A 20,616-nucleotide genomic window follows, 5' to 3' on the forward strand; every position below is an offset into this window, starting at 1 on the left:
GCGCCGATGGTACTGCAGGGGGGACCCTGTGGGAGAGTAGGACACCGCCGGACTTCTTTTAGACAAAATGGCCACCCAACGCTGGGTGGCCATTTTGCGTTTTACAGGAAGTTGAGAGAATCAGGACCATGCCTAACGAGGACGAGCGTCGACCACGACGCGAAGACAGTTCCAATGCCCGGCGCGACGACCGTCAGGGCCGTCCTCCGCGCACTGATCGCTCGACGCCTCCAGCCCGTGATGGTGCTGCACCTCGCCGTGATGGTGGTGCTCCTCGTCGTGAGGGCGGCTATCAGGGCAACCGCGATGGTGGCGCTCCGCGCCGCGAAGGCGGATACCAAGGTAACCGTGATGGTGCTGCTCCTCGTCGTGAGGGCGGCTATCAGGGCAACCGCGACGGCGGTGCTCCGCGTCGTGATGGTGCTGCTCCTCGTCGTGAGGGCGGATACCAGGGCAACCGTGATGGTGGCGCTCCGCGCCGCGAAGGCGGATACCAGGGTAACCGTGATGGTGCTGCTCCTCGTCGTGAGGGTGGCTATCAGGGCAACCGTGATGGTGCTGCTCCTCGTCGTGAGGGCGGATACCAGGCAAGCCGTGATGGTGGCGCTCCGCGCCGCGAAGGCGGATACCAAGGTAACCGTGATGGTGCTGCTCCTCGTCGTGAGGGCGGATACCAGGGCAACCGCGATGGCGGCGCTCCGCGTCGTGATGGTGCTGCTCCGCGTCGGGAGGGTGGCTATCAGGGAAGCCGTGATGGTGGCGCTCCGCGCCGCGAAGGCGGATACCAAGGTAACCGTGATGGTGCTGCTCCTCGTCGTGAGGGTGGCTATCAGGGCAACCGTGATGGTGCTGCTCCGCGTCGTGAGGGCGGATACCAGGGCAACCGCGACGGCGGCGCTCCGCGCCGCGAAGGCGGATACCAAGGTAACCGTGATGGTGCTGCTCCGCGTCGTGAGGGCGGATACCAGGGCAACCGTGATGGTGCTGCTCCGCGTCGTGAGGGCGGCTATCAGGGCAACCGCGATGGTGGCGCTCCGCGCCGCGACGACCGCAGTGGCGGCCGCGGCTTCCCGCAGCGCGGAGGCGCTGACCGGGAACGTCCGGATCGCCATTCAGACGATCGCCCTCGCTTCAACGACCCTGAGGTGCCGGAAGACGTCACTCCGGATGATCTGCACACTTCGGCACGCAATGAGCTGAAGACGCTGAGCAAGGAGAACGCCGAGCAGGTCGCACGTCACCTTGCAATGGCCGCGCGCCTCATCGAAGAGGATCCCGCACTCGCCCACGAGCACGCACTTGCTGCATCCCGTCGCGCTGGTCGCATCGCAATCGTGCGTGAGTCGCTCGGCATCACTGCCTACGCGACCGGCGACTTCGCCCTCGCTCTTCGTGAGCTGCGTACGTACCGTCGCATCTCCGGTAAGGATGATCAGATCGCGTTGATGGTCGACAGTGAGCGCGGTATCGGCCGTTCCGATCGCGCTCTCGAGACTGGTCGTGCTGCGGATCGTTCCAATCTTTCGACGCCCGTTCGCGTCGCCCTTGCAATTGCGATGTCCGGTGCCCGCCTTGACCAGGGCGAGACCGAGCTCGCACTCGGTGAGCTTCAGATCCCCGAGCTCAATCCCGACCGCGCCTTCGAATGGAGTCCTGCGCTGTTCGGCGCGCACGCTGCTGTTCTGGAAGACCTCGGACGTGACGATGAGGCCGCCTTCTGGCTCGACCGCGCAGAAGTTGCTGCGGATGCTCTCGGCATGGGAGATGACGACGAAATGATTGTCGAAGACGGTCTGATCGAAGGGGAGTTCCCCGACGACGAGAGCGTCGATGCACCGGTTGCTTCCGCTGTGGAAGAGCCAACCGTTAGCGAACCGGTCGACGAGCCGGCTGAAGAGCTCGAAACCGAGCCCGAAACGATCGTCGAAGACGAATCCGTCGAGGCACCGAAGGCGGATTCCTGAGTGGGTCTTTTCTCTCGATCGCGCCCCACTCCGCTCGATGGCGTCGACGTCGTCCTCGCTGACCTTGATGGCGTTGTTTACGCCGGCCCTGGTGCGCTTCCGTACGCCGTTGAAAGTTTGAACAAGGTCGCACACACTCGTCGTGTCGGCTACATCACGAACAACGCTTCCCGCACTGACGCCTCAGTCGCTGAGCACCTCACGTCCCTCGGCCTCACGGTCGTGGCGAACGATGTCGTGACCAGTCCGCAGGCTGCGATGCGCTTGCTCGTCACCATGGTCCCTCCGCCCGCCACCTTGCTGATCGTCGGGGGCGAAGGCCTTGTGGTCGAGGCGGAGAAGGCCGGTTACACGGTTACACGCAGCGCCGAGGATTCCCCGGATGCTGTCGTGCAGGGCTTTGCCCCCGAGGTGGCCTGGACCGACTTGGCAGAGGCAGCGTTCGCGCTCAAGGTTCCGGAGGAAGAAGGCGGCATCCCCTGGATCGCCACCAACAGTGACTGGACGATTCCGCGTGAGCGCGGTGTCGCTCCTGGCAATGGCACGCTTGTGTCGGCGGTTCACACCGCTGTGGGGCGTCTCGCGACTGTCGCCGGCAAGCCCGAGATCCCTATCTTCGAAGAAGCGATCGCGCGCTTCGGTGCGACCAAAACACTCTTCATCGGTGACCGACTCGACACCGACATCTTAGGTGCGGCACGCGTCGGCATCGATTCCGTGCTGGTGCTCACCGGCATCGACAGACCGAAGCATGTACTTGCGGCTCCCGAGGGATCGCGTCCGACCTTCATCCTGAGTGACCTTCGCGAACTGCACGAGCCCTACCCGCAGACGCAGCGCAAGGATGGCGTGGTCACCGTCAACGGGGCATCCGTTCGGGTGATCGGGGGAGACGTCGAGATCCTCTCGGAAGGTACTCGCCAGATTGATCTCGTCCGTGCCGGGGCGATTGCGATCTGGGATTCGGGCACTCCGGTGTTCGTGCTCAACGTTCCGGAGAAACTCTACGAAGATCCGTTCTACCGTCCCTGAGTGCGCCTCGCTGCCATGTCGGTGACGGCACGTAAAGTGGAACTGTGAGCGAAGAGAATGCGACCGCGCCGACCGATGGTCTGTGGAGTCGGCTGCGTCTGATCGAGGGACAGCCGCTTGCTTCGCGCGCCGATGCGTACTCGACGTTCCACGACGAGCTGTTCCGCCGACTTGAGAGTGGCACGAAGCTCGACTCCCGAGAAAAGACTACGTCCGGAGACAGATGACTCGCCTTGACGCCGCCCTCGCATCCCGAGGACTGGCACGCTCCCGCACGCACGCTGCCACGCTGATCGTCGCGGGGCTGGTGAGCGTCAATGGCCGACAGATCATCAAAGCCTCGGCTGCCGTAGGCGACGACGCCGTGATCACGTTGGCTGAGTCTGACCACTACGTCAGCCGCGGCGCCCAAAAGCTCGTCGCCGCGCTCGACGCCTTCGACGTGAAGGCCGAAGGCCGCCTCGCCCTCGACATGGGTGCGTCCACTGGTGGGTTCACGCAGGTTCTCCGCGAACGCGGTGCCCGTAAGGTGCTGGCCGTAGATGTCGGGCATGATCAGCTCGCGGCATCCATCGCCGAAGACCACGCGGTCGTGAGCGTCGAGGGATTCAACGTGCGGTACATGACGCGCGAGAATCTGGCAGAAGCGACCGGCGAGACTGACGCACCCGACTTGATCGTCGGCGATCTCTCCTTCATCTCGCTCGAATTGATTCTTCCGGCGGTCGCAGGTGTCGCCGCATCCGACGCCGACATCGTCTTGTTGGTGAAGCCGCAGTTCGAAGTCGGGCGCACTGCTGTGCGCGGCGGCTTGGTCACCGATCCTGCCACGCGCTCCGACGCCGTCGCCCGTGTGGTGTGGAACGGCTGGGATGCCGGACTCGGCATGCTCGGAATCATTGCCTCGCCGATTCTCGGCACCCATGGCAACGCCGAATTCCTCATCCACATGTCGCCCGCACGCGGCAGTAATCCGACAGAATGGACGGAACGCATCAACGAGCTGGCAGGGGGCCGATGAACGAGCGAAATATCTTGGTCGTTGCCCATGCCGGCCGCGACGATACCGTCGCCGCAGCCCGTCGCGTCATCGAGTTGTTGCGTGGTGCGGGTGCCCGTCCCGTGCTGTCGGTCGATGACAGGGCAGAGCTCGCTGCAGTCGATCCCGTCTTCGGAGACGTCGACGCACTGGGCGATGTCGTCGGTGTTGATGACTTGGAGCTGGCGATCGTGCTGGGCGGTGACGGCACGATCCTGCGTGCGGCTGAGCTTGTCCGTGGCACGAACAGCGCGCCGGTGCTCGGCATCAACATGGGCCACGTCGGTTTCCTGGCAGAGATTGAACGCGATGCCATGGACGACGCCGTGCATCGCGTGATCGCCCGCGATTACGACGTCGAGGAGCGGCTCGCCCTCGCGGTGCGCGTGAAAGATGCCACAGGCTCGGTCGTCTTCGAAACGTGGGCTTTGAACGAAGCAACGGTCGAGAAAGCCAGTCGCGAGCGCATGATCGAGGTCGTCGTCGAGATTGATGGCCGACCGCTGTCGAGCTACGGCTGCGACGGCATGGTGATCTCCACTCCCACCGGTTCCACTGCCTACAACTTCTCCGCCGGCGGTCCGGTCATCTGGCCGAGCGTCGAGGCGATCGCAGTGATCCCGCTGTCCGCTCATGCGCTGTTCGCCCGTCCGCTCGTGGTCAGCCCTGACGCTTCCGTCGCGATCGAGATGCTCGAGCGCACCGACGGATCCGGCATCCTGTGGTGCGATGGGCGTCGATCGCATGAACTTCCTCCCGGAGCCCGTGTCGTGGTACGCCGTTCTTCACGGCCGGTACGTCTCGCCAGGCTCCACCCGACCGCGTTCACCGACCGTCTCGTGCGCAAGTTCCAGCTGCCTGTGGCTGGCTGGCGCGGACAGGCCGGGGGAGCTCCGGCGTGATCGAGGAGATGCGGATGCAGGGACTCGGCGTCATTGCAGACGCCGTGCTGCCTCTCGGTCCCGGCTTCACCGCGATCACCGGTGAGACCGGTGCGGGCAAGACCATGGTTGTCACAGGTCTCGGGCTGCTGCTCGGCCAGCGTGCCGACTCAGGCGCTGTGCGTGCTGGCGCGGCTCAGGCCTCGGCCGCAGGGGTATGGATCGTACCGATCAAGGGTCGAGTGGCGGACATCGTCACAGACGCAGGCGGTGAACTGGAGCCACTCGATGACGGCTGGGGCGAGCTGTACATCTCGCGAACGCTGAACGCCGAAGGCCGCAGCAGAGCCAGCGTCGGCGGACGTGCGGCGCCTGCCGGCGTGCTGGCTGCCCTCGCCGATGAACTCGTCGTCGTACACGGTCAGTCTGAGCAGTTGCGGCTGCGTTCCACGGCCGCGCAGCGTGACGCACTCGACCGCTTCGGCGGAGAACCGATCGCCACGGCAGTGGAGGCGTACTCGACGGCGTTCGCACGCTGGCGTGAGCTGGACACCGAGATCGCCGAGATCACCGAGAATCGTGATCGTCGCGCTGAAGAAGCGGATCGCCTGCGTGAGGCACTGGCGCTGATCGAAGCGACCGCGCCAGAGCCGGGGGAGGATGCCGTGCTCGCGGAGCGCGCCGTGCGGCTCTCCAATTCTGAAGAGCTGCGACTCGCCGCATCCCTCGCGCGCAATGCGCTCTCCAGCGAAGAGGGCGAACCCGATGCATCCGCGCTCGTGGCGGAGGCCAGAAGAAACCTCGAGCGCGTCGCGGACCCGGCGCTCACCGAGATCTCCGAGCAGATCGCCGACGTCGGCTATCGCGTCTCAGATCTCGCACTCCAGCTCTCCGCATATCTCGCCGATCTCGATGAGACTGGCCCCCATGAACTCGCCGCCGTCGAAGAACGCCGCGCGGCTCTGACCACGTTGATCCGCGCGCACGGATCGTTGGACGAAGCGCTCGAGCTCTGGCACAGCGGGTCTACGCGGTTGGCAGAGCTCGACGATGACGGCGACCGTCTGCAACGGCTGCACTCGGAGCGCGACGCAGCCAGAGCGACGCTCGATGACGTCGCGGCGATCCTCACCTCGACTCGCACCGAAGCCGCCGTCAGACTGGGCAGTGCGGTCACCGAAGAGCTGCACGCGCTGGCGATGCCGGACGCCACACTCGAGGTCTCCATACGCGAGGGATCGGCGAGTGCACACGGCCGTGACGATGTCGCGATCCTGTTGGCCCCGCATCCTGGCGCCGAACCGCGCTCGGTGGCCAAGAGCGCATCCGGTGGTGAGCTCTCGCGTGTGATGCTGGCCGTCGAAGTCGTGATCGCCGGAACCGATCCTGTTCCCACGTTCGTGTTCGACGAAGTGGATGCCGGAATCGGCGGTGCCGCCGCAATCGAAGTGGGACGGCGACTCGCCCGACTTGCAGAGACATCTCAGGTGATTGCTGTGACACATCTGGCGCAGGTCGCAGCCTTCGCCACCAACCATCTTTCTGTCGTGAAAGCTAATGATGGCGCGGTAACCGCGTCCAGTGTCCGGCGTCTGGAGGGCAGCGATCGCGAGGCGGAGATGGCGCGACTGCTGTCGGGACTTACTGATTCGGATGCTGCCCTCACCCATGCCCGAGAACTTCTCAGCCTTAGTGCCTGAGCGAACTGTTAGGATTTAAGCCCGTGATGAACTCTTCTGCTGCGGGACCTAAAAACGACACAACCAAGCACATTTTTGTGACTGGCGGTGTCGTTTCGTCTTTGGGTAAAGGGCTCACGGCGGCCAGCCTGGGAAACCTTCTCACCGCGCGCGGTTTGCGCGTTGTGATGCAGAAGCTTGACCCGTACCTGAACGTCGATCCAGGCACGATGAACCCCTTCCAGCACGGTGAGGTGTTCGTCACCGACGACGGTGCAGAGACCGACCTCGACATCGGCCACTACGAGCGGTTCCTCGACATCAACCTGTCGGAGGCTGCCAACGTCACCACTGGTCAGATCTACTCGCAGGTCATCGCGAAGGAGCGCCGCGGAGAGTACCTCGGCGACACCGTGCAGGTCATCCCGCACATCACCGATGAGATCAAGCGCCGCATGCGCCTGCAGGCCGGCGAATCGCCGAAGCCCGATGTCATCATCACAGAGGTTGGCGGAACAGTCGGCGACATCGAGTCGCAGCCGTTCCTGGAAGCTGCGCGTCAGCTGCGCCACGAACTCGGCCGCGACAGCGTATTTTTCGTGCACGTCTCGCTCGTCCCGTTCATGGGCGCCTCCGGCGAGCAGAAGACCAAGCCGACGCAGCACTCCGTCGCAGCGCTTCGCCAGGTCGGCATCCAGCCGGACGCTCTTGTGCTGCGTAGCGACCGACCCGTCAGCGTCAGCAACCGCAACAAGATCGCGCTGATGTGCGATGTCGAGGTAGAAGCGGTCATCAACACGGTTGACCTCCCCAGCATCTACGACATCCCCTCGACGCTCAACGACCAGGGACTCGACTCGTACATCGCGCGCCGGCTCGGACTCGACGCCAAAGCAGCACCCGAGGTCGACTGGTCGCGGTGGCAGAAGGTTCTGCACGCCGTGCACAACCCGAAGCACGAGGTCACGATCGGTCTCGTCGGCAAGTACATCGACCTGCCCGACGCGTACCTGTCGGTGACCGAGGCGCTCAAGGCCGGTGGGTTCGCGCAGGAGACCAAGGTCAACATCCGTTGGATTCCCTCTGATTCCTGCGAGACGCCAGAAGGCGCGGAGAAGGCGCTGAGCACCGTCGACGGCATTTGCGTCCCCGGCGGCTTCGGCATCCGCGGCATCGAAGGCAAGCTCGGCGCGCTGAAGTTCGCTCGCGAACAGGGCATCCCCACCCTCGGCCTGTGCCTGGGTCTGCAGTGCATGGTCATCGAGTACGCCCGCAACATGGCCGACATCGTCGGTGCGTCCTCGACCGAGTTCGACCCGGAGACGGCTGAGCCTGTCATCGCGACCATGGCCGAGCAGGTCGACATCATCGACGGTGGCGACCTCGGCGGCACCATGCGTCTCGGGCTGTACCAGGCAACACTTGCCGAAGGATCTCTGGCTGCCGAGCTCTACGGCAGCTTGGAAGCATCCGAGCGTCACCGTCACCGCTACGAGGTCAACAACGCCTACCGTGCACGCCTCACCGAGGCGGGTCTCGTGTTCTCCGGCCTCAACCCCGAGCTCGACCTCGTCGAGTACGTCGAATTGCCGCGTGCCGTGCACCCGTACTACATCGCCACCCAGGCGCACCCAGAGCTGCGCTCGCGTCCGACCGCGCCGCATCCGCTGTTCCGCGGTCTGATCGGCGCAGCGATCGAGCGTCACCGCTCCAGCGAACTGTTCGACGTCTCGGCCGATGACTGACGAGCTGCGCGACGAACCACTGAACCCTGAGGTCATCTCCACCGAGGTGCCATATCGGGGTGCGGTGTGGGATATCCGCTCGGATACGTTCCGTTACGGCGATTCCGAGATCACTCGTCAGTACGTCGATCACACCGGAGCGGTGGTGATCGTGGCGATCGACGATCAGGAGCGCGTTCTGCTGATTCAGCAGTACCGGCACCCGATTCGACACCGTGACTGGGAACTACCGGCCGGCCTCCTCGACATCGAGGGGGAGGAATTGGTGATCGCTGCGCAGCGTGAGCTGGCAGAGGAGACTGACATCGTGGCGGCGGACTGGCAGCCGTTGTTGTCGACGTACACGACTCCAGGTGGCAGCAACGAGATCGTCCATTTCTTCCTCGCAACGGGGCTGTCCGCAGCACCGGACTCGCACACTCGCGAAGACGAAGAAGCCGACATCCGCATTGAGTGGGTGCCGCTGGCGGATGCCGTGGCTGCAGTGCTCGACGGGCGTATGCGCAACGCGTTGCTGGCGAACGGTGTGCTCGCCGCGACGCTCAGGCGAACCGGAGAGTAGTCATGCGGCTGGACCGTGCGATCGATACGTACATCCGGCATGTCACGATCGAGCGCGGACTGTCCGAGCACACGATCAGCGCATATCGCCGTGATCTGGACGTGTACCTGGCATGGCTGACCGATGTCGGAATCGATGACACCACGGCGGTCAGCGGCTCGATCATTGGCCGCTTCATCGCTGATCGGTCGGCGATGGTTCCAGCTCCTGCGGCGACGAGTCTTTCGCGGCTGCAGTCCTCGGTGCGGGGGCTGCACAGGTATCTCGTGCGGGAGGGGATCGAGCTCGAAGATCCGAGCGGCAGGCTCCGGCCGCCGAAGGCTCCGCAGCGGCTCCCGAAGGCACTCACGATCGATCAGGTGGAGCGGCTGCTTGCCGCGCCGTCGGCCGAGGAGCCCATCGGCATCCGCGACCGGGCGCTGCTTGAACTGCTCTACGCGACCGGCGCGCGTGTCTCGGAAGCCGTGGGTCTCGACGTCGACGACCTCGCGCACGGTGACGTGCTGCGTCTGCGTGGCAAAGGATCCAAGGAGCGCATCGTTCCGGTGGGTTCCTTCGCGAGGGATGCGGTGGACGCCTACCTCACCCGCGTGAGACCCGCCCTCGCGGCGAAGGGACAGTCGTCGGCGCGACTGTTCCTCGGCGCTCGCGGAGCGCCGCTGTCGCGTCAGAGTGCCTGGCTAGTGATTCGCGCTGCGGCTAGCGCCGCGCACATCACCTCCGAGGTGTCGCCGCACACCTTGCGGCACTCTTTCGCCACGCATCTGCTGCAGGGTGGTGCCGATGTGCGCGTCGTGCAGGAGCTGCTCGGTCATGCATCGGTGGCGACGACTCAGATCTACACGCACGTGTCGGTCGACACGCTCCGCGACATCTACGCAACGTCGCATCCCCGCGCCCGCTAGTTGCGAGCGGGCACTTGTGGCTCATTTTTTCGAAGAATTGCAGCCACACCCGCCCACTCGCAAGCTGGGAAAGGCGGGAATGCGGGGCGGCAACGAGGACAACGGGCGCGGGGTCGCTAGAATTGAGGACGCACGAGGGAAGCAGGAGAATCGGTGAGTCAGAACGTGGCGAAGTCCAAGGGTAAGACGTCGTCTAAGGGCGACGACATCCTGATGGGACCCACGGGGCGCCCCTACCACGGCTTCGACACCCCAACGCCGCTCGAATCGCACGGTCCTGCGCGCATCATCGCGCTGTGCAACCAGAAGGGCGGCGTCGGTAAGACGACGACGACGATCAACCTCGCGGCTGCCTTCGCCGAGTACGGGCGCAAGGTACTCGCGGTCGACTTCGACCCGCAGGGTGCACTCTCTGCCGGGCTCGGCATTCCCACGCACGACGTGCCAACGATCTATGACCTGCTGCTGGACACCAAGCGCGACGCGCATGAAGTGATTGTCCATTCGGCGACGCCCGGGCTTGACGTTCTTCCCGCGAACATCGACCTGTCGGCCGCCGAGGTGCACCTGGTCAACGAGGTCGCCCGTGAGACGATCCTCGCCCGCGTCCTGCGTCAGGTCGCCGGAGAGTACGACGTCATCCTGATTGACTGCCAGCCCTCTCTCGGACTGCTGACCGTGAACGCGCTGACGGCGAGTCACGGCGTACTTATTCCGCTGGAGTGCGAGTTCTTTGCTCTCCGTGGTGTTGCTTTGCTCATCGAAACAATCGAGAAGGTGCGCGACCGGCTGAACCCGGGGATCACCCTCGACGGCCTTCTGGCGACAATGTACGACGCGCGCACGTTGCACTCCCGTGAAGTTCTGGAACGGGTAGTGGAGACATTCGGGGACGACGTGCTGGAAACGGTGATCGGTCGCACGGTGAAGTTCCCCGACGCATCGGTGTCGGGCGTTCCGATCACCGAGTTCGCGCCGGAGCATGCCGCCGCCCAGGCGTACCTGCGACTGGCGCGGGAACTGGTCGCCCGTGGCGCTGTCGCATAGCTCCGAAGAAACTGAGCCCGACCCGGTCGAAGGCTTCCGCGTCTCGCTGTCCAACTTCGACGGGCCATTCGATCTGCTGCTGAACCTGATCTCTCAGCATGAGATGGACATCACCGAGGTGTCGTTGAGCGCGGTCACGAACGAGTTCATCGCATATCTGCGGGAGCTGGATTCGGACGAGGAGCTGGATCAGGCATCCGAGTTTCTCGTCGTTGCGGTGACCCTTTTGGATATGAAGGTCGCAGGCCTGCTCCCGCAGGGCGAGCTCGTCGACGCAGAAGCGGTCGCTCTGCTCGAAGCGCGGGATCTTCTGTTCGCCCGCCTGCTGCAGTACCGTGCCTTCAAAGAAGTTTCGACGTGGTTCTCACGTTGCCTGCAGCGCGAAGACCGCCGTCACATCCGCGCCGTGCGCCTGGATGAAAAGCATCGTAAGCAGGCACCCGAACTGGTCTGGACGCTCAACGTCGATGATTTCGCGGCGCTGGCGATGCTCGCGTTCGCACCCAAGGAAATCCCCAGCATCGGGCTCGGTCACCTGCATGCGCCTCTGGTCAGCATCCGTGAGCAGGCGGCGATCGTCGTGACGCTGCTGCGGAACACCGAATCGATCACCTTCCGTGAGCTCGTTGCCGGCGCCACTGAGCCCGGCATCGTCGTCGCACGATTCATCTCGGTGCTCGAACTCTACCGACACGCCGCACTTTCCTTCGTGCAACTGGAACCGCTCGGCGAGCTGACGCTTCGTTGGGCCGCCGACTCCTGGTCGGATGAGACACTCGCGAGCCTGGGGGCTGACTATGACCGATGAGACTCTCCCGCTGACCGAGAAGCTCGAGGCGATCCTGCTGATCATCGATGAGCCGTTGGGCCTCATCGCGCTTGCTGCCGCTGTTGGCGCGCCAGTGCCTGCTGTGCGTCAAGCGATCGAAACCCTTGTGAACGATTACGACGGGAACGGCCAGGGCCCGCGTCGAGGGTTCGAACTGCGTGAGGTCGGCGGCGGCTGGCGGCTGTATGTCCGCGATGACCATGACGCCCTGGTCGCCGATTTCGTCGGGGGACAGGCTCCGGCGCGTCTGTCGCAGGCTGCGCTGGAGACTCTTGCCGTGATCGCCTACAAGCAGCCGGTTACACGCAGCCAGGTGGCATCCATCCGTGCGGTGAATGTCGACTCGGTGGTGCGCACGCTGCTGGCTCGTGGCCTGATCACCGAGTTGTTCGCCGACTCAGAGACCGGCGCGATCAACTACGGTACGACCGATGCGCTGCTGCAGAATCTCGGCATCAACTCGCTTGACGAACTGCCGCCGATTTCACCGTTGCTTGCTGACGGTGCCGAAGGATTTGAAGAAGGAAGCATCCGATGAATGACAACCAGTTCCCTACACCCACTCCAGACAGCGGTGACGCGCCGGAAGGCATCCGGCTGCAGAAGGTACTCAGCGCGGCCGGCGTGGCATCGCGCCGAGTGGTCGAGCAGTACATCGTCGAGGGGCGCATCCGCGTCAACGGCAAGGTCGTCGAGGAACTCGGCCGCCGCATCGACCCGGAGACCGACCTGGTCGACGTCGATGGCGTCGCGGTCCAGTTGGATGTGTCCAAGCGCTACGTCATGCTGAACAAGCCCACCGGCGTCGTCAGCACCATGAGTGACGAGAACGGCCGACCTGACCTCCGTCAGTTCACTGACGACTGGGAAGAGCGGTTGTACAACGTCGGACGTCTGGACGCCGAGACGAGTGGTCTGCTCATCCTCACGAACGACGGCGATCTCGCGCATGTGCTCGCGCATCCCTCATTCGGCGTGACCAAGGTCTACATCGCCAAGGTCGAGGGCACGGTCACCGCGCAGGTGATCGCGCAGCTCACCAAGGGAATCGAGCTCGACGACGGCCCGATCAAGGCCGATAAAGCACGGCTACTGGACTCTTCGAAGGGTACGGTGGGCGGCCGCGGGGCGTCGAGCCTGGTAGAGCTCACGCTGCACTCAGGTCGCAACCGCATCGTGCGCAGGATGCTCGCCGCGGTCGGGCATCCGGTCACCGAGCTCGTCCGTCGTCAGTTCGGCCCGCTCCACCTGGGAACTCTCCCTGCGGGGAAGACTCGGGAACTGACTAAAATCGAACGTGGTGCGCTGTTGACTCTCTCGCGCCATGATTCCCCCGCGGACGCTACGCCGGGAGACGCCCAGGAGAACCAGTGAGCGAAACCGCCAGAACGAATGGCAGCGGCAATGCGCCGCGGCTTTCGGGGACGGTGCGCATAGTCGGTGCCGGCCTTCTCGGCGCGAGCATCGGCCATGCGCTGACGGCCAAGGGCGTTGACGTCGTTCTCTCTGACACATCGCCTGCGCAGCTGCGTCTTGCGATCGATTACGGTGCCGGCCGCGCTGCGCGCGAGGATGATGCGCCCGCGCTGATCGTCGTCTCCGTACCGCCGGATGTCACGGCTGATGTGATCGAGGCGGAACTCACACGCTACCCGGATGCTGTCGTCACCGATGTCGCGAGCGTGAAGCTTGAGCCGTTCCGCGCGCTCAAGGCCCGCGGCGTCGACGTCACCCGTTACATCGGCTCGCACCCGCTCGCCGGGCGAGAGCGTGGGGGAGCGATCTCCGCACGTGCAGACCTGTTCATCGGTCGTCCGTGGGTCGTCTGCCGTGACGAGGAGACTCGCACCGCCGATCTTGCCCTGGTGGAGGCGCTGGCGCTCGACGTCGGCGCGATGCCACTGGAGATGACGCCAGAGGAGCACGACCGCTCCGTCGCCCTCACCTCGCACGTGCCTCAGGTCGTTGCGAGTCTGCTGGCGGCGCGTCTTGCGACGGCCGACGAAGACGCCCTCCGGCTTGCGGGCCAAGGGGTGCGCGACACCACGCGGATCGCCGCATCCGCTCCAGAACTTTGGGTGCAGATTCTCGGTGCCAACGCACGACCAGTGGTCGACGTGCTTGACGCACTTGCCGCCGACCTGCGTACCGTTTCGGATGCTCTCCGCGAGCCTGAAGCGCCGGGCGCACGACGTGCCATTGCTGAGGCGATTCGCCAGGGCAATGACGGCGTCGAGCGGCTGCCTGGCAAGCACGGACAGAACCGCAGGTTCGATCAGCTCGTCGTCATGGTCGATGACACCGCCGGCCAGCTCGGTCGGTTGTTCGGTGAGCTCGGGGAGCTGGGCGTGAACGTGGAAGACCTGCGCCTGGAACATTCGCCAGGCGCACAGTTCGGCCTCGCAGAGATCAGCGTGGCCCCGGCAGCACTGCTCGGTGCGATCGAAGGACTGCAGCAGCGCGGATGGCGAATTGCGGGAGCGACCAATGACTGATGCGACCCAGACCGATGCAGCGAAGTTCATCGCAATTGACGGGCCAGCGGGTTCTGGCAAGTCCAGCGTTTCCAAGGCTGTCGCGCGGGCCCGCTCCTACGGCTACCTCGACACCGGAGCGGCTTACCGCGCGCTCGCCTGGTACGTGCTCGACCGTGGTGCCGAGACAGACGATGCCGACGCGGTTCTCGCCGCGGCATCCGATTTCGATCTTCGTCTGGGTCTTGACCCGGACGACCGCACCGTCGCCGTTGGCGACAACGACATCACCGCGGCGATCCGCGAGCCGCGCGTCTCTGGCGCCGTCAGCGGCGTCGCGCGAGTTCCGGCCGTACGCGAACAGGTGAACATCCTCTTCCGTTCGCTGGTTGCGTCCTCGCCGTACCGTGCGGTTGTCGTCGAGGGACGCGATATCACCACGGTGGTCGCCCCTGACGCGCCGGTGCGGATTCTACTCACAGCTGCCCCCGAGGTGCGGGCTGCCAGACGAGCCGGCGAACTCGCCGGCGAGAATGCCGCTGCCGTGGCAGAAGCGCTGCACAAGCGTGATGCCTCGGACAGTGCTGTCGTCGACTTCCTGAACGCCGCGGAAGGCGTTGAGGTCGTTGACTCGACGGACCTCGATTTCCCACAGACCATCGACGCCGTACTCTCGGTGATCGAACGAAAGCAAGGAGCGGAAAATGCCCGCTGACGAAGAATACGAAGGCGGTCCCGACCGCCTCGCCGAGAAGATGGCGCAGCTCGACGAGCAGCTCGCCGAACAGCGCGCGGAGGCCCTGCGCGCTGGTCTCGCCGACTACGACCTGGATGACGAGGATGCCATACTTCTGGCCGGCATCACGCAGGGAGAGGGCGGGATCGAATTCCTGCCTGCGCTGCCTGTCGTTGCCATCGTCGGACGCCCGAACGTGGGTAAGTCTGCGTTGGTGAACCGCATCCTTGGCCGTCGTGAGGCCGTCGTGGAGGACACCCCCGGTGTCACCCGCGACCGCGTGACGTACAAGGCTGAGTGGAATGACCGCCGCTTCTCGCTGGTGGACACCGGCGGTTGGGAGCCCGACGCGAAGGGCATCGACCTTTCGGTCGCAGCGCAGGCAGAGGTCGCAATCGACCTGTGCGATATCGTGCTGTTCGTCGTTGACGCGATGGTGGGGGCGACCTCCACCGACGAGCACGTCGTCAAGCTGCTTCGCAAGAGTGGCAAGCCGGTGTTCCTCGTGGCCAACAAGATCGATGACGCCCGCCAGGAGCCGGAGATCGCGACCCTGTGGAGCCTCGGACTCGGCCAGCCGTACCCGACCTCCGCAGTGCACGGACGTGGCGTGGCAGACCTTTTGGATGCCGTGCTCGACAAGCTTCCGGAGATCTCGGCCGTCGCGAAGTACGAGATCGGTGGCCCGCGTCGTGTCGCGATCCTCGGCCGCCCGAACGTGGGCAAGTCGTCGCTGCTGAACAAGGCTGCCGGCGAAGAGCGTGTCGTCGTCAACGAACTCGCTGGCACCACCCGTGACCCGGTGGATGAGGTCGTCGAGCTCGGTGGGAAGCTGTGGCGTCTCGTCGACACCGCCGGCATCCGTCGCCGCGTTCACCTGCAGCAGGGCGCGGACTTCTACGCCTCGCTGCGCACGTCTGCTGCGCTGGAGAAGGCCGAAGTTGCCGTCGTCGTGCTCGACGTCTCTGAGACGATCAGCGAGCAGGACATTCGCATCATCGACCTCGTCCTCGAATCTGGACGCTCGCTCGTTCTGGCGTTCAACAAGTGGGATCGTCTGACCGACGACGACATGGAGAACGAGGATCGCCGTCGTTACCTCGAGCGCGAGATCGAGCAGGACCTCGCCCACGTCACGTGGGCTCCGCGCGTGAACATCTCTGCCAAGACCGGTCGTCACTTCGACAAGCTGGTTCCTGCGCTGGAGACCGCGCTGGAGAACTGGGATCGCCGTATCCCGACCGGCAAGTTCAACGCATTCCTGGCTGAGCTGATCGCTGAGCACCCGCACCCTCTGCGTGGTGGCAAGCAGCCGCGCATTCTGTTCGGTACACAGGCATCGACGCGTCCGCCGACGTTCGTGCTGTTCACGACCGGCTTCCTGGACCCCGGCTACCGCCGGTTCATCCAGCGCCGCCTGCGCGAGGTCTACGAGTTCGAAGGCACGCCGCTCGTCATCAACATGCGTGTGCGGGAGAAGCGTCAGCACTAGTGGTCTGACGGTTGCCTAACGGCTGACTGAGTGGTGCAATAGAAGGTGGATGCTGCGACAACGCGGCATCCACCTTCTGTGCCCACAAGGCCCGCCGAAAGAGGATGCAATGACGCACCACACCCTGCCCCTGCCCGAGTTCTCCCACGAGCGTGTGGAGGTGCTCACCGGTCGGCGCAGCGGCCTCTTCATCGCTGTTGCCCTGCATTCGTCTGTGCTCGGCTCCGCGCTCGGCGGCGCACGGCTGTGGACCTACCCGCACTGGAGTGACGCGCTGGGCGACGCCCTGCGGCTGTCTGCGGCGATGACTCTGAAGAATGCGACAGCCGGTCTTCATGCTGGTGGTGGCAAGGCCGTGATTGGGCTCGAACTGGGCACCGTTCTGGATGCTGAACGGCGTCGCGATGCCTTCCTCGATCTTGGCGATGCCGTGGAATCGTTCGGCGGACTTTACCGGACCGCCGAGGATGTCGGCTCAACCACCGAAGACATGGCCGTGGTCAGCGAGCGCACGGCGCACGTGGTCGGCCTGCCGGATGCCGTCGGTGGATCCGGTGAGCCCGCGGGCCCCACAAGCCTGGGCGTGTATGAGTCGCTTCGCGCCGTGTTGGAGCGCGTCACCGGAACGCCCGATGTCGCTGGGCGACGTATTACGATCTCCGGACTCGGTCAGGTTGGTGGGCGTCTCGCCGTGCGACTCTCTGCCGAGGGTGCGGTCCTGACTGTCACGGACGTGAACCCGGCTCGTAAGCATCTCGCCAGCGAACTGGGGGCGAAGTGGGTGGAGCCGGGCACGGAGCACCTTGTGCCGGCGGACGTGTTCGTGCCTGCCGGAATCGGCGGACTGCTAACGGATGACGTCATCGATGCGCTCGACACTTCCGCAGTCTGCGGGCCCGCGAACAATCCACTCGCCTCGCACAGCGGCGCAGACCGGCTGGCAGCGCGCGGCATCCTGTACGCACCCGACTTCGTCGTGAACGCGGGTGGAGTCATCTATCTCGATCACGAGGCGAAGAAGCTCGGCACGCGCGCCGAGATCATGGATCGCGTCGCGCAGATCGGCGACACCGTCAGAGCGATTCTTGCGGATGCCGCAGAGCGGGACATCACGCCGCTCGCCGCAGCGGAGGAATTGGCCGCGGCACGCTTGCGCGCTGGCGCAGTTCCTGCGGAGGAACTCTCCCTCTCCTAAGCGACGACCTCCTAAGCGACGACCTCCTCAGCGACGACGGGCGCTGGACGTTAATTTGCAGTGTGTCATATTGAGAATGATTCTCATTACCGATACTGTGGATCGCGTTCACCTTCCGCAGCTCCGAGGACTCCCGTGCCACTTGCCTCCACCCCGATCACCTCCGCATCGGAGTCTGTTGACGCGCCGGGTGATGGGCATGCGCCCCGCGTACGCCGATCGCGCCGCGTGCTGGCGCTGCCGGTTCTGGTCGCCGGGACGCTTCTCGCTCTCATCATCGCGCTCGGGATCGGGCCGGTGGGAATCGCTCCGGCTGACACGCTAATCGCGCTACGCGACGCGGTCCTCGGTCGGGCGACGGAGGTCGCGAACGCCCTCGTCATCACCGAGGTCCGGCTGCCACGTTCGATCCTCGCGCTTCTTGCCGGTGCCGGACTCGCGATCGCGGGGGCAGCGATGCAGGCCTACTTCCGCAATCCATTGGCCGATCCCGGCGTGACCGGTGTCGCCAGTGGAGCTGCAGTCGGCGCGGTGCTCGTTCTGGTGACCGGCATCTCTGTGCTTGGTCCCTGGACGCTGCCTGTCGCGGCATTCGCTGGCGCCATGGCCGTGCTTCTGGTGATTCAGGCGGTGGCGATGCTGTCGCGCGATCGGGGCATCACCACGGTGTTGCTGCTCGGCATTGCGATGAATGCATTCTGCGGCGCGCTGACCGGTGCTCTCATCGCGAATGCCGACGACTCGCAGACCGTCCGTGGGGCGATGTTCTGGCTGCAAGGGGATCTGACCGCGGCGAACTGGCAGGACGTCGCGCTCGCGGCCGCGCCCGTCGCCGTCGGTGTGCTGCTGCTGCTTGGAATGTCACGCGAGCTGAACGCTTTGCTGCTGGGCGAAGAGATCGCCCGTTCCACGGGTGTGGACGTCGCGCGGACTCGATTGGGGATCCTCGTGCTGACGTCGGTTCTCGTCGGCAGCATCATCGCGGTGACCGGTGTGATCGGCTTCGTGGGACTCGTCGCCCCGCACATCGTGCGGATGCTGGTGGGCAGTGATCACCGCATCCTGCTACCAGCCTCCGCCCTGCTGGGAGCACTCTTCCTTCTCGCGGCCGACACGGTCGCGCGCCTCGCACCTGCCGGAACGTCGTGGCAGACCGGTGTCGTGACCGCGCTCGTCGGCTCGCCGCTGTTTTTCGCACTTGTGCTGCGGGCCAAGCACGGACGGCGGATGCTGTGACCCTGCGCGCGTGCGACCTCGAGGTCTCTCTCGAGCGAGTGCCGATCATCGGCGGAGTCTCGCTTGAACTGCGTCAGGGAGAGATCCTCGGCATCATTGGCCCGAACGGCGCCGGCAAAAGCACACTGTTGCGTGCACTCGCCGGGCTGCTGACGCCGTCGCGCGGCGAGGTGCATGTGGATGGCCGTCCCCTCCTCTCGCTGCCCCCGCGCGAGCGTGCCGCGTGCATCGCCGTGGTCGCGCAGGACAGCCCTGTCGCCCACGATCTTTCTGTGCGCGAACTCGTACTCATGGGCAGGTACGCGTACCGCCGCCGCTTCGCTCCGCTCACGGCAGTCGACGACCACGCCGTGGACATGGCGCTCGAGCATGCCGGCGCAGTGGCGCTCGCTGATCGTCAGGTCGCCGCGCTCTCCGGCGGGGAGCGTCAGCTCGTGCAGATCGCCCGTGCGCTCGCACAGGGAGCCGCACACCTGCTCCTCGACGAGCCGACCTCGGCGCTGGACGTGCACCATCAGCTGCGCATCTTCGCGGTGCTGCGTTCCCAGGCCGAGACGGGAATCGGGATCGGCATCGTGTTGCACGATCTGAACGAGGCCGCACGGCACTGCGACCGGATCGCCGTCGTGCACGGCGGCGGTCTTCGTGCTATCGGCTCGCCGCACGACATCCTCACTGCCGACATGCTCGCCGACGTCTACGACATCGAAGCCCGTGTGTACGCCGACGAGTTCGGCTATCCGCACATCCATCCGCTCGGGATCCGTTCCGCGGTCCCTGAGCACATCTGAATGCCTGAGAAAGGCCCCAATGAAGTATCTTCGTCCCCTCGCCGTGATCGCCCTGACCGGAATCGTCCTGAGTTCAGCCGCATGCGCTGCCGACCCGGCCGACATCGCCGCGGAGACTGCATCCGTCACGGCGGCGTTTCCCGTGACTGTCACCGTGCCGGGCACAGCTGAGCCCCTCACGATCACGGCGGAACCGCAGCGAATCGTTGCGCTGTCATCCGACGCAGCGATCGCCCTGCACGAGCTCGGCCTGACCGAGCGACTCATCGCGATTCCCGCCGCTGCCCGGAACGCTACGTTGAACCCGTACGCCGACGAGATGGCCGACGTCGAGAACATCGTCGCGGGGGAGAACAGCCCGGAACCAGAGCAGGTGCTCGCCTTGAGCCCGGATCTCATCGTCGTCACCGCGCGCCACACCGGCGAACAGGATGCCTCAGATGTGCTCAGCGCGACCGGTGTGCCGGTGCTCACGCTGACGAACGGATGGTCCTCATCGGATGCCGTCATCGAGAACCTCGAAGTCATCGGCACGGCAACGGGCACCGCCGACGAAGCAGAGGCACTCGTTGCCGAGATCGGCGAAGGGCTCGCCGAGGTGCGCGAAAGCGCAGCGCAGGCGGCATCCGCTCCGAGCGTCGTGATCCTCAGCAACCAGGCGCAGGTTCCGTTCATCAACGCCGGATCATCACTCGTGTCGGAGCTCCTCGCCAACGGCGGTGGCACCAATGCTGCAGAGCAGATCGGGATCACGCAGACCATGCCGATCCAGCCCGAACAGCTCGTCGCCACGAATCCGGATGCGATCATGCTGGTCGACGTCACTGGTAAGGGCGAGGCATCATTTGATGCGGTGTTGGGCAATCCTGCTGTCGCGGCGCTGCCTGCCGTGCAGGAAGGACGTGTAAAGCTGTTCCTAGGGCGCGATGTCTACGCCCTCGCCGGACGAGAGGTCGTCTCCGGGAGCGCCGCGGTGCTCTCCTGGCTGCACCCAGAGCTCTCCGAGTGA

The 20,616-nt window shown here is 65.1% G+C and carries 21 protein-coding genes; all 21 read left to right on the forward strand.

Annotation, left to right across the window (positions count from 1 at the left end):
- Positions 1 to 174 precede the first annotated feature (174 nt).
- The 21 genes from ACSU04_RS18100 (at position 175) to ACSU04_RS18200 (ending at position 20,616) form a co-directional block, all read left to right on the forward strand.
- Positions 175 to 1,200 carry a hypothetical protein gene (locus ACSU04_RS18100; RefSeq protein ID WP_439290530.1) on the forward strand — a complete coding sequence of 342 codons (1,026 nt, stop codon included), beginning with the start codon at positions 175 to 177 and terminating at the stop codon, positions 1,198 to 1,200.
- Positions 1,146 to 1,964 (forward strand): hypothetical protein, encoded by an 819-nt coding sequence (locus tag ACSU04_RS18105; protein ID WP_439290531.1) that lies wholly within the window; start codon positions 1,146 to 1,148, stop codon positions 1,962 to 1,964. The genes ACSU04_RS18100 and ACSU04_RS18105 overlap by 55 nt, the downstream gene beginning before the upstream one ends.
- Positions 1,965 to 2,996, forward strand: a complete 1,032-nt coding sequence (locus ACSU04_RS18110) for an HAD-IIA family hydrolase (protein ID WP_439290532.1) — start codon at positions 1,965 to 1,967, stop codon at positions 2,994 to 2,996.
- A gap of 44 nt (positions 2,997 to 3,040) precedes the next feature.
- Positions 3,041 to 3,223 (forward strand): hypothetical protein, encoded by a 183-nt coding sequence (locus ACSU04_RS18115; protein WP_439285407.1) that lies wholly within the window; start codon positions 3,041 to 3,043, stop codon positions 3,221 to 3,223.
- Positions 3,220 to 4,017 (forward strand): TlyA family RNA methyltransferase, encoded by a 798-nt coding sequence (locus tag ACSU04_RS18120; protein WP_439290533.1) that lies wholly within the window; start codon positions 3,220 to 3,222, stop codon positions 4,015 to 4,017. Before ACSU04_RS18115 ends, ACSU04_RS18120 begins: the two co-directional genes overlap by 4 nt.
- The gene (locus ACSU04_RS18125) at positions 4,014 to 4,937 is read left to right on the forward strand and encodes an NAD kinase (protein WP_439285411.1); all 924 of its coding nucleotides are present in this window, start codon (positions 4,014 to 4,016) and stop codon (positions 4,935 to 4,937) included. The genes ACSU04_RS18120 and ACSU04_RS18125 overlap by 4 nt, the downstream gene beginning before the upstream one ends.
- Positions 4,934 to 6,616 carry a DNA repair protein RecN gene (gene recN, locus ACSU04_RS18130; protein WP_439290534.1) on the forward strand — a complete coding sequence of 561 codons (1,683 nt, stop codon included), beginning with the start codon at positions 4,934 to 4,936 and terminating at the stop codon, positions 6,614 to 6,616. The genes ACSU04_RS18125 and recN overlap by 4 nt, the downstream gene beginning before the upstream one ends.
- Positions 6,617 to 6,642: 26 nt before the next feature.
- Positions 6,643 to 8,340: a CTP synthase gene (locus ACSU04_RS18135; RefSeq protein ID WP_439285647.1), complete on the forward strand. Its 1,698-nt coding sequence runs from the start codon at positions 6,643 to 6,645 to the stop codon at positions 8,338 to 8,340.
- The gene (locus ACSU04_RS18140) at positions 8,333 to 8,902 is read left to right on the forward strand and encodes an NUDIX domain-containing protein (RefSeq protein ID WP_439290535.1); all 570 of its coding nucleotides are present in this window, start codon (positions 8,333 to 8,335) and stop codon (positions 8,900 to 8,902) included. The genes ACSU04_RS18135 and ACSU04_RS18140 overlap by 8 nt, the downstream gene beginning before the upstream one ends.
- A 2-nt stretch (positions 8,903 to 8,904) precedes the next feature.
- A complete protein-coding gene (xerD, locus tag ACSU04_RS18145; RefSeq protein WP_439285417.1) occupies positions 8,905 to 9,807 on the forward strand; it encodes a site-specific tyrosine recombinase XerD in 903 nt (300 codons plus the stop codon).
- A gap of 213 nt (positions 9,808 to 10,020) precedes the next feature.
- Positions 10,021 to 10,854 (forward strand): ParA family protein, encoded by an 834-nt coding sequence (locus tag ACSU04_RS18150; protein ID WP_439285649.1) that lies wholly within the window; start codon positions 10,021 to 10,023, stop codon positions 10,852 to 10,854.
- Positions 10,838 to 11,662: a segregation and condensation protein A gene (locus ACSU04_RS18155; RefSeq protein ID WP_439285419.1), complete on the forward strand. Its 825-nt coding sequence runs from the start codon at positions 10,838 to 10,840 to the stop codon at positions 11,660 to 11,662. The genes ACSU04_RS18150 and ACSU04_RS18155 overlap by 17 nt, the downstream gene beginning before the upstream one ends.
- Complete coding sequence (scpB, locus tag ACSU04_RS18160; RefSeq protein ID WP_439290536.1) at positions 11,652 to 12,221, forward strand: SMC-Scp complex subunit ScpB; 570 nt, start codon at positions 11,652 to 11,654, stop codon at positions 12,219 to 12,221. Before ACSU04_RS18155 ends, scpB begins: the two co-directional genes overlap by 11 nt.
- Positions 12,218 to 13,057 carry a pseudouridine synthase gene (locus ACSU04_RS18165; RefSeq protein ID WP_439290537.1) on the forward strand — a complete coding sequence of 280 codons (840 nt, stop codon included), beginning with the start codon at positions 12,218 to 12,220 and terminating at the stop codon, positions 13,055 to 13,057. Before scpB ends, ACSU04_RS18165 begins: the two co-directional genes overlap by 4 nt.
- Positions 13,054 to 14,178: a prephenate dehydrogenase gene (locus ACSU04_RS18170; protein ID WP_439290538.1), complete on the forward strand. Its 1,125-nt coding sequence runs from the start codon at positions 13,054 to 13,056 to the stop codon at positions 14,176 to 14,178. Before ACSU04_RS18165 ends, ACSU04_RS18170 begins: the two co-directional genes overlap by 4 nt.
- Positions 14,171 to 14,872: a (d)CMP kinase gene (gene cmk / locus ACSU04_RS18175; RefSeq protein ID WP_439290539.1), complete on the forward strand. Its 702-nt coding sequence runs from the start codon at positions 14,171 to 14,173 to the stop codon at positions 14,870 to 14,872. The genes ACSU04_RS18170 and cmk overlap by 8 nt, the downstream gene beginning before the upstream one ends.
- Positions 14,862 to 16,385, forward strand: coding sequence for a ribosome biogenesis GTPase Der (gene der, locus ACSU04_RS18180; RefSeq protein WP_439290540.1), 1,524 nt, complete (start codon positions 14,862 to 14,864; stop codon positions 16,383 to 16,385). The genes cmk and der overlap by 11 nt, the downstream gene beginning before the upstream one ends.
- 109 nt (positions 16,386 to 16,494) lie before the next feature.
- Positions 16,495 to 17,580 carry a Glu/Leu/Phe/Val dehydrogenase dimerization domain-containing protein gene (locus ACSU04_RS18185; protein WP_439290541.1) on the forward strand — a complete coding sequence of 362 codons (1,086 nt, stop codon included), beginning with the start codon at positions 16,495 to 16,497 and terminating at the stop codon, positions 17,578 to 17,580.
- Positions 17,581 to 17,715: 135 nt separating this feature from the next.
- Positions 17,716 to 18,816 carry a FecCD family ABC transporter permease gene (locus tag ACSU04_RS18190; RefSeq protein WP_439285431.1) on the forward strand — a complete coding sequence of 367 codons (1,101 nt, stop codon included), beginning with the start codon at positions 17,716 to 17,718 and terminating at the stop codon, positions 18,814 to 18,816.
- Complete coding sequence (locus ACSU04_RS18195; protein ID WP_439290542.1) at positions 18,813 to 19,607, forward strand: ABC transporter ATP-binding protein; 795 nt, start codon at positions 18,813 to 18,815, stop codon at positions 19,605 to 19,607. The genes ACSU04_RS18190 and ACSU04_RS18195 overlap by 4 nt, the downstream gene beginning before the upstream one ends.
- 19 nt (positions 19,608 to 19,626) lie before the next feature.
- The gene (locus tag ACSU04_RS18200; protein ID WP_439285435.1) at positions 19,627 to 20,616 is read left to right on the forward strand and encodes an ABC transporter substrate-binding protein; all 990 of its coding nucleotides are present in this window, start codon (positions 19,627 to 19,629) and stop codon (positions 20,614 to 20,616) included.

This window comes from Microbacterium sp. A84, from assembly GCF_051842815.1.
Classification (GTDB): Bacteria; Actinomycetota; Actinomycetes; order Actinomycetales; family Microbacteriaceae; genus Microbacterium.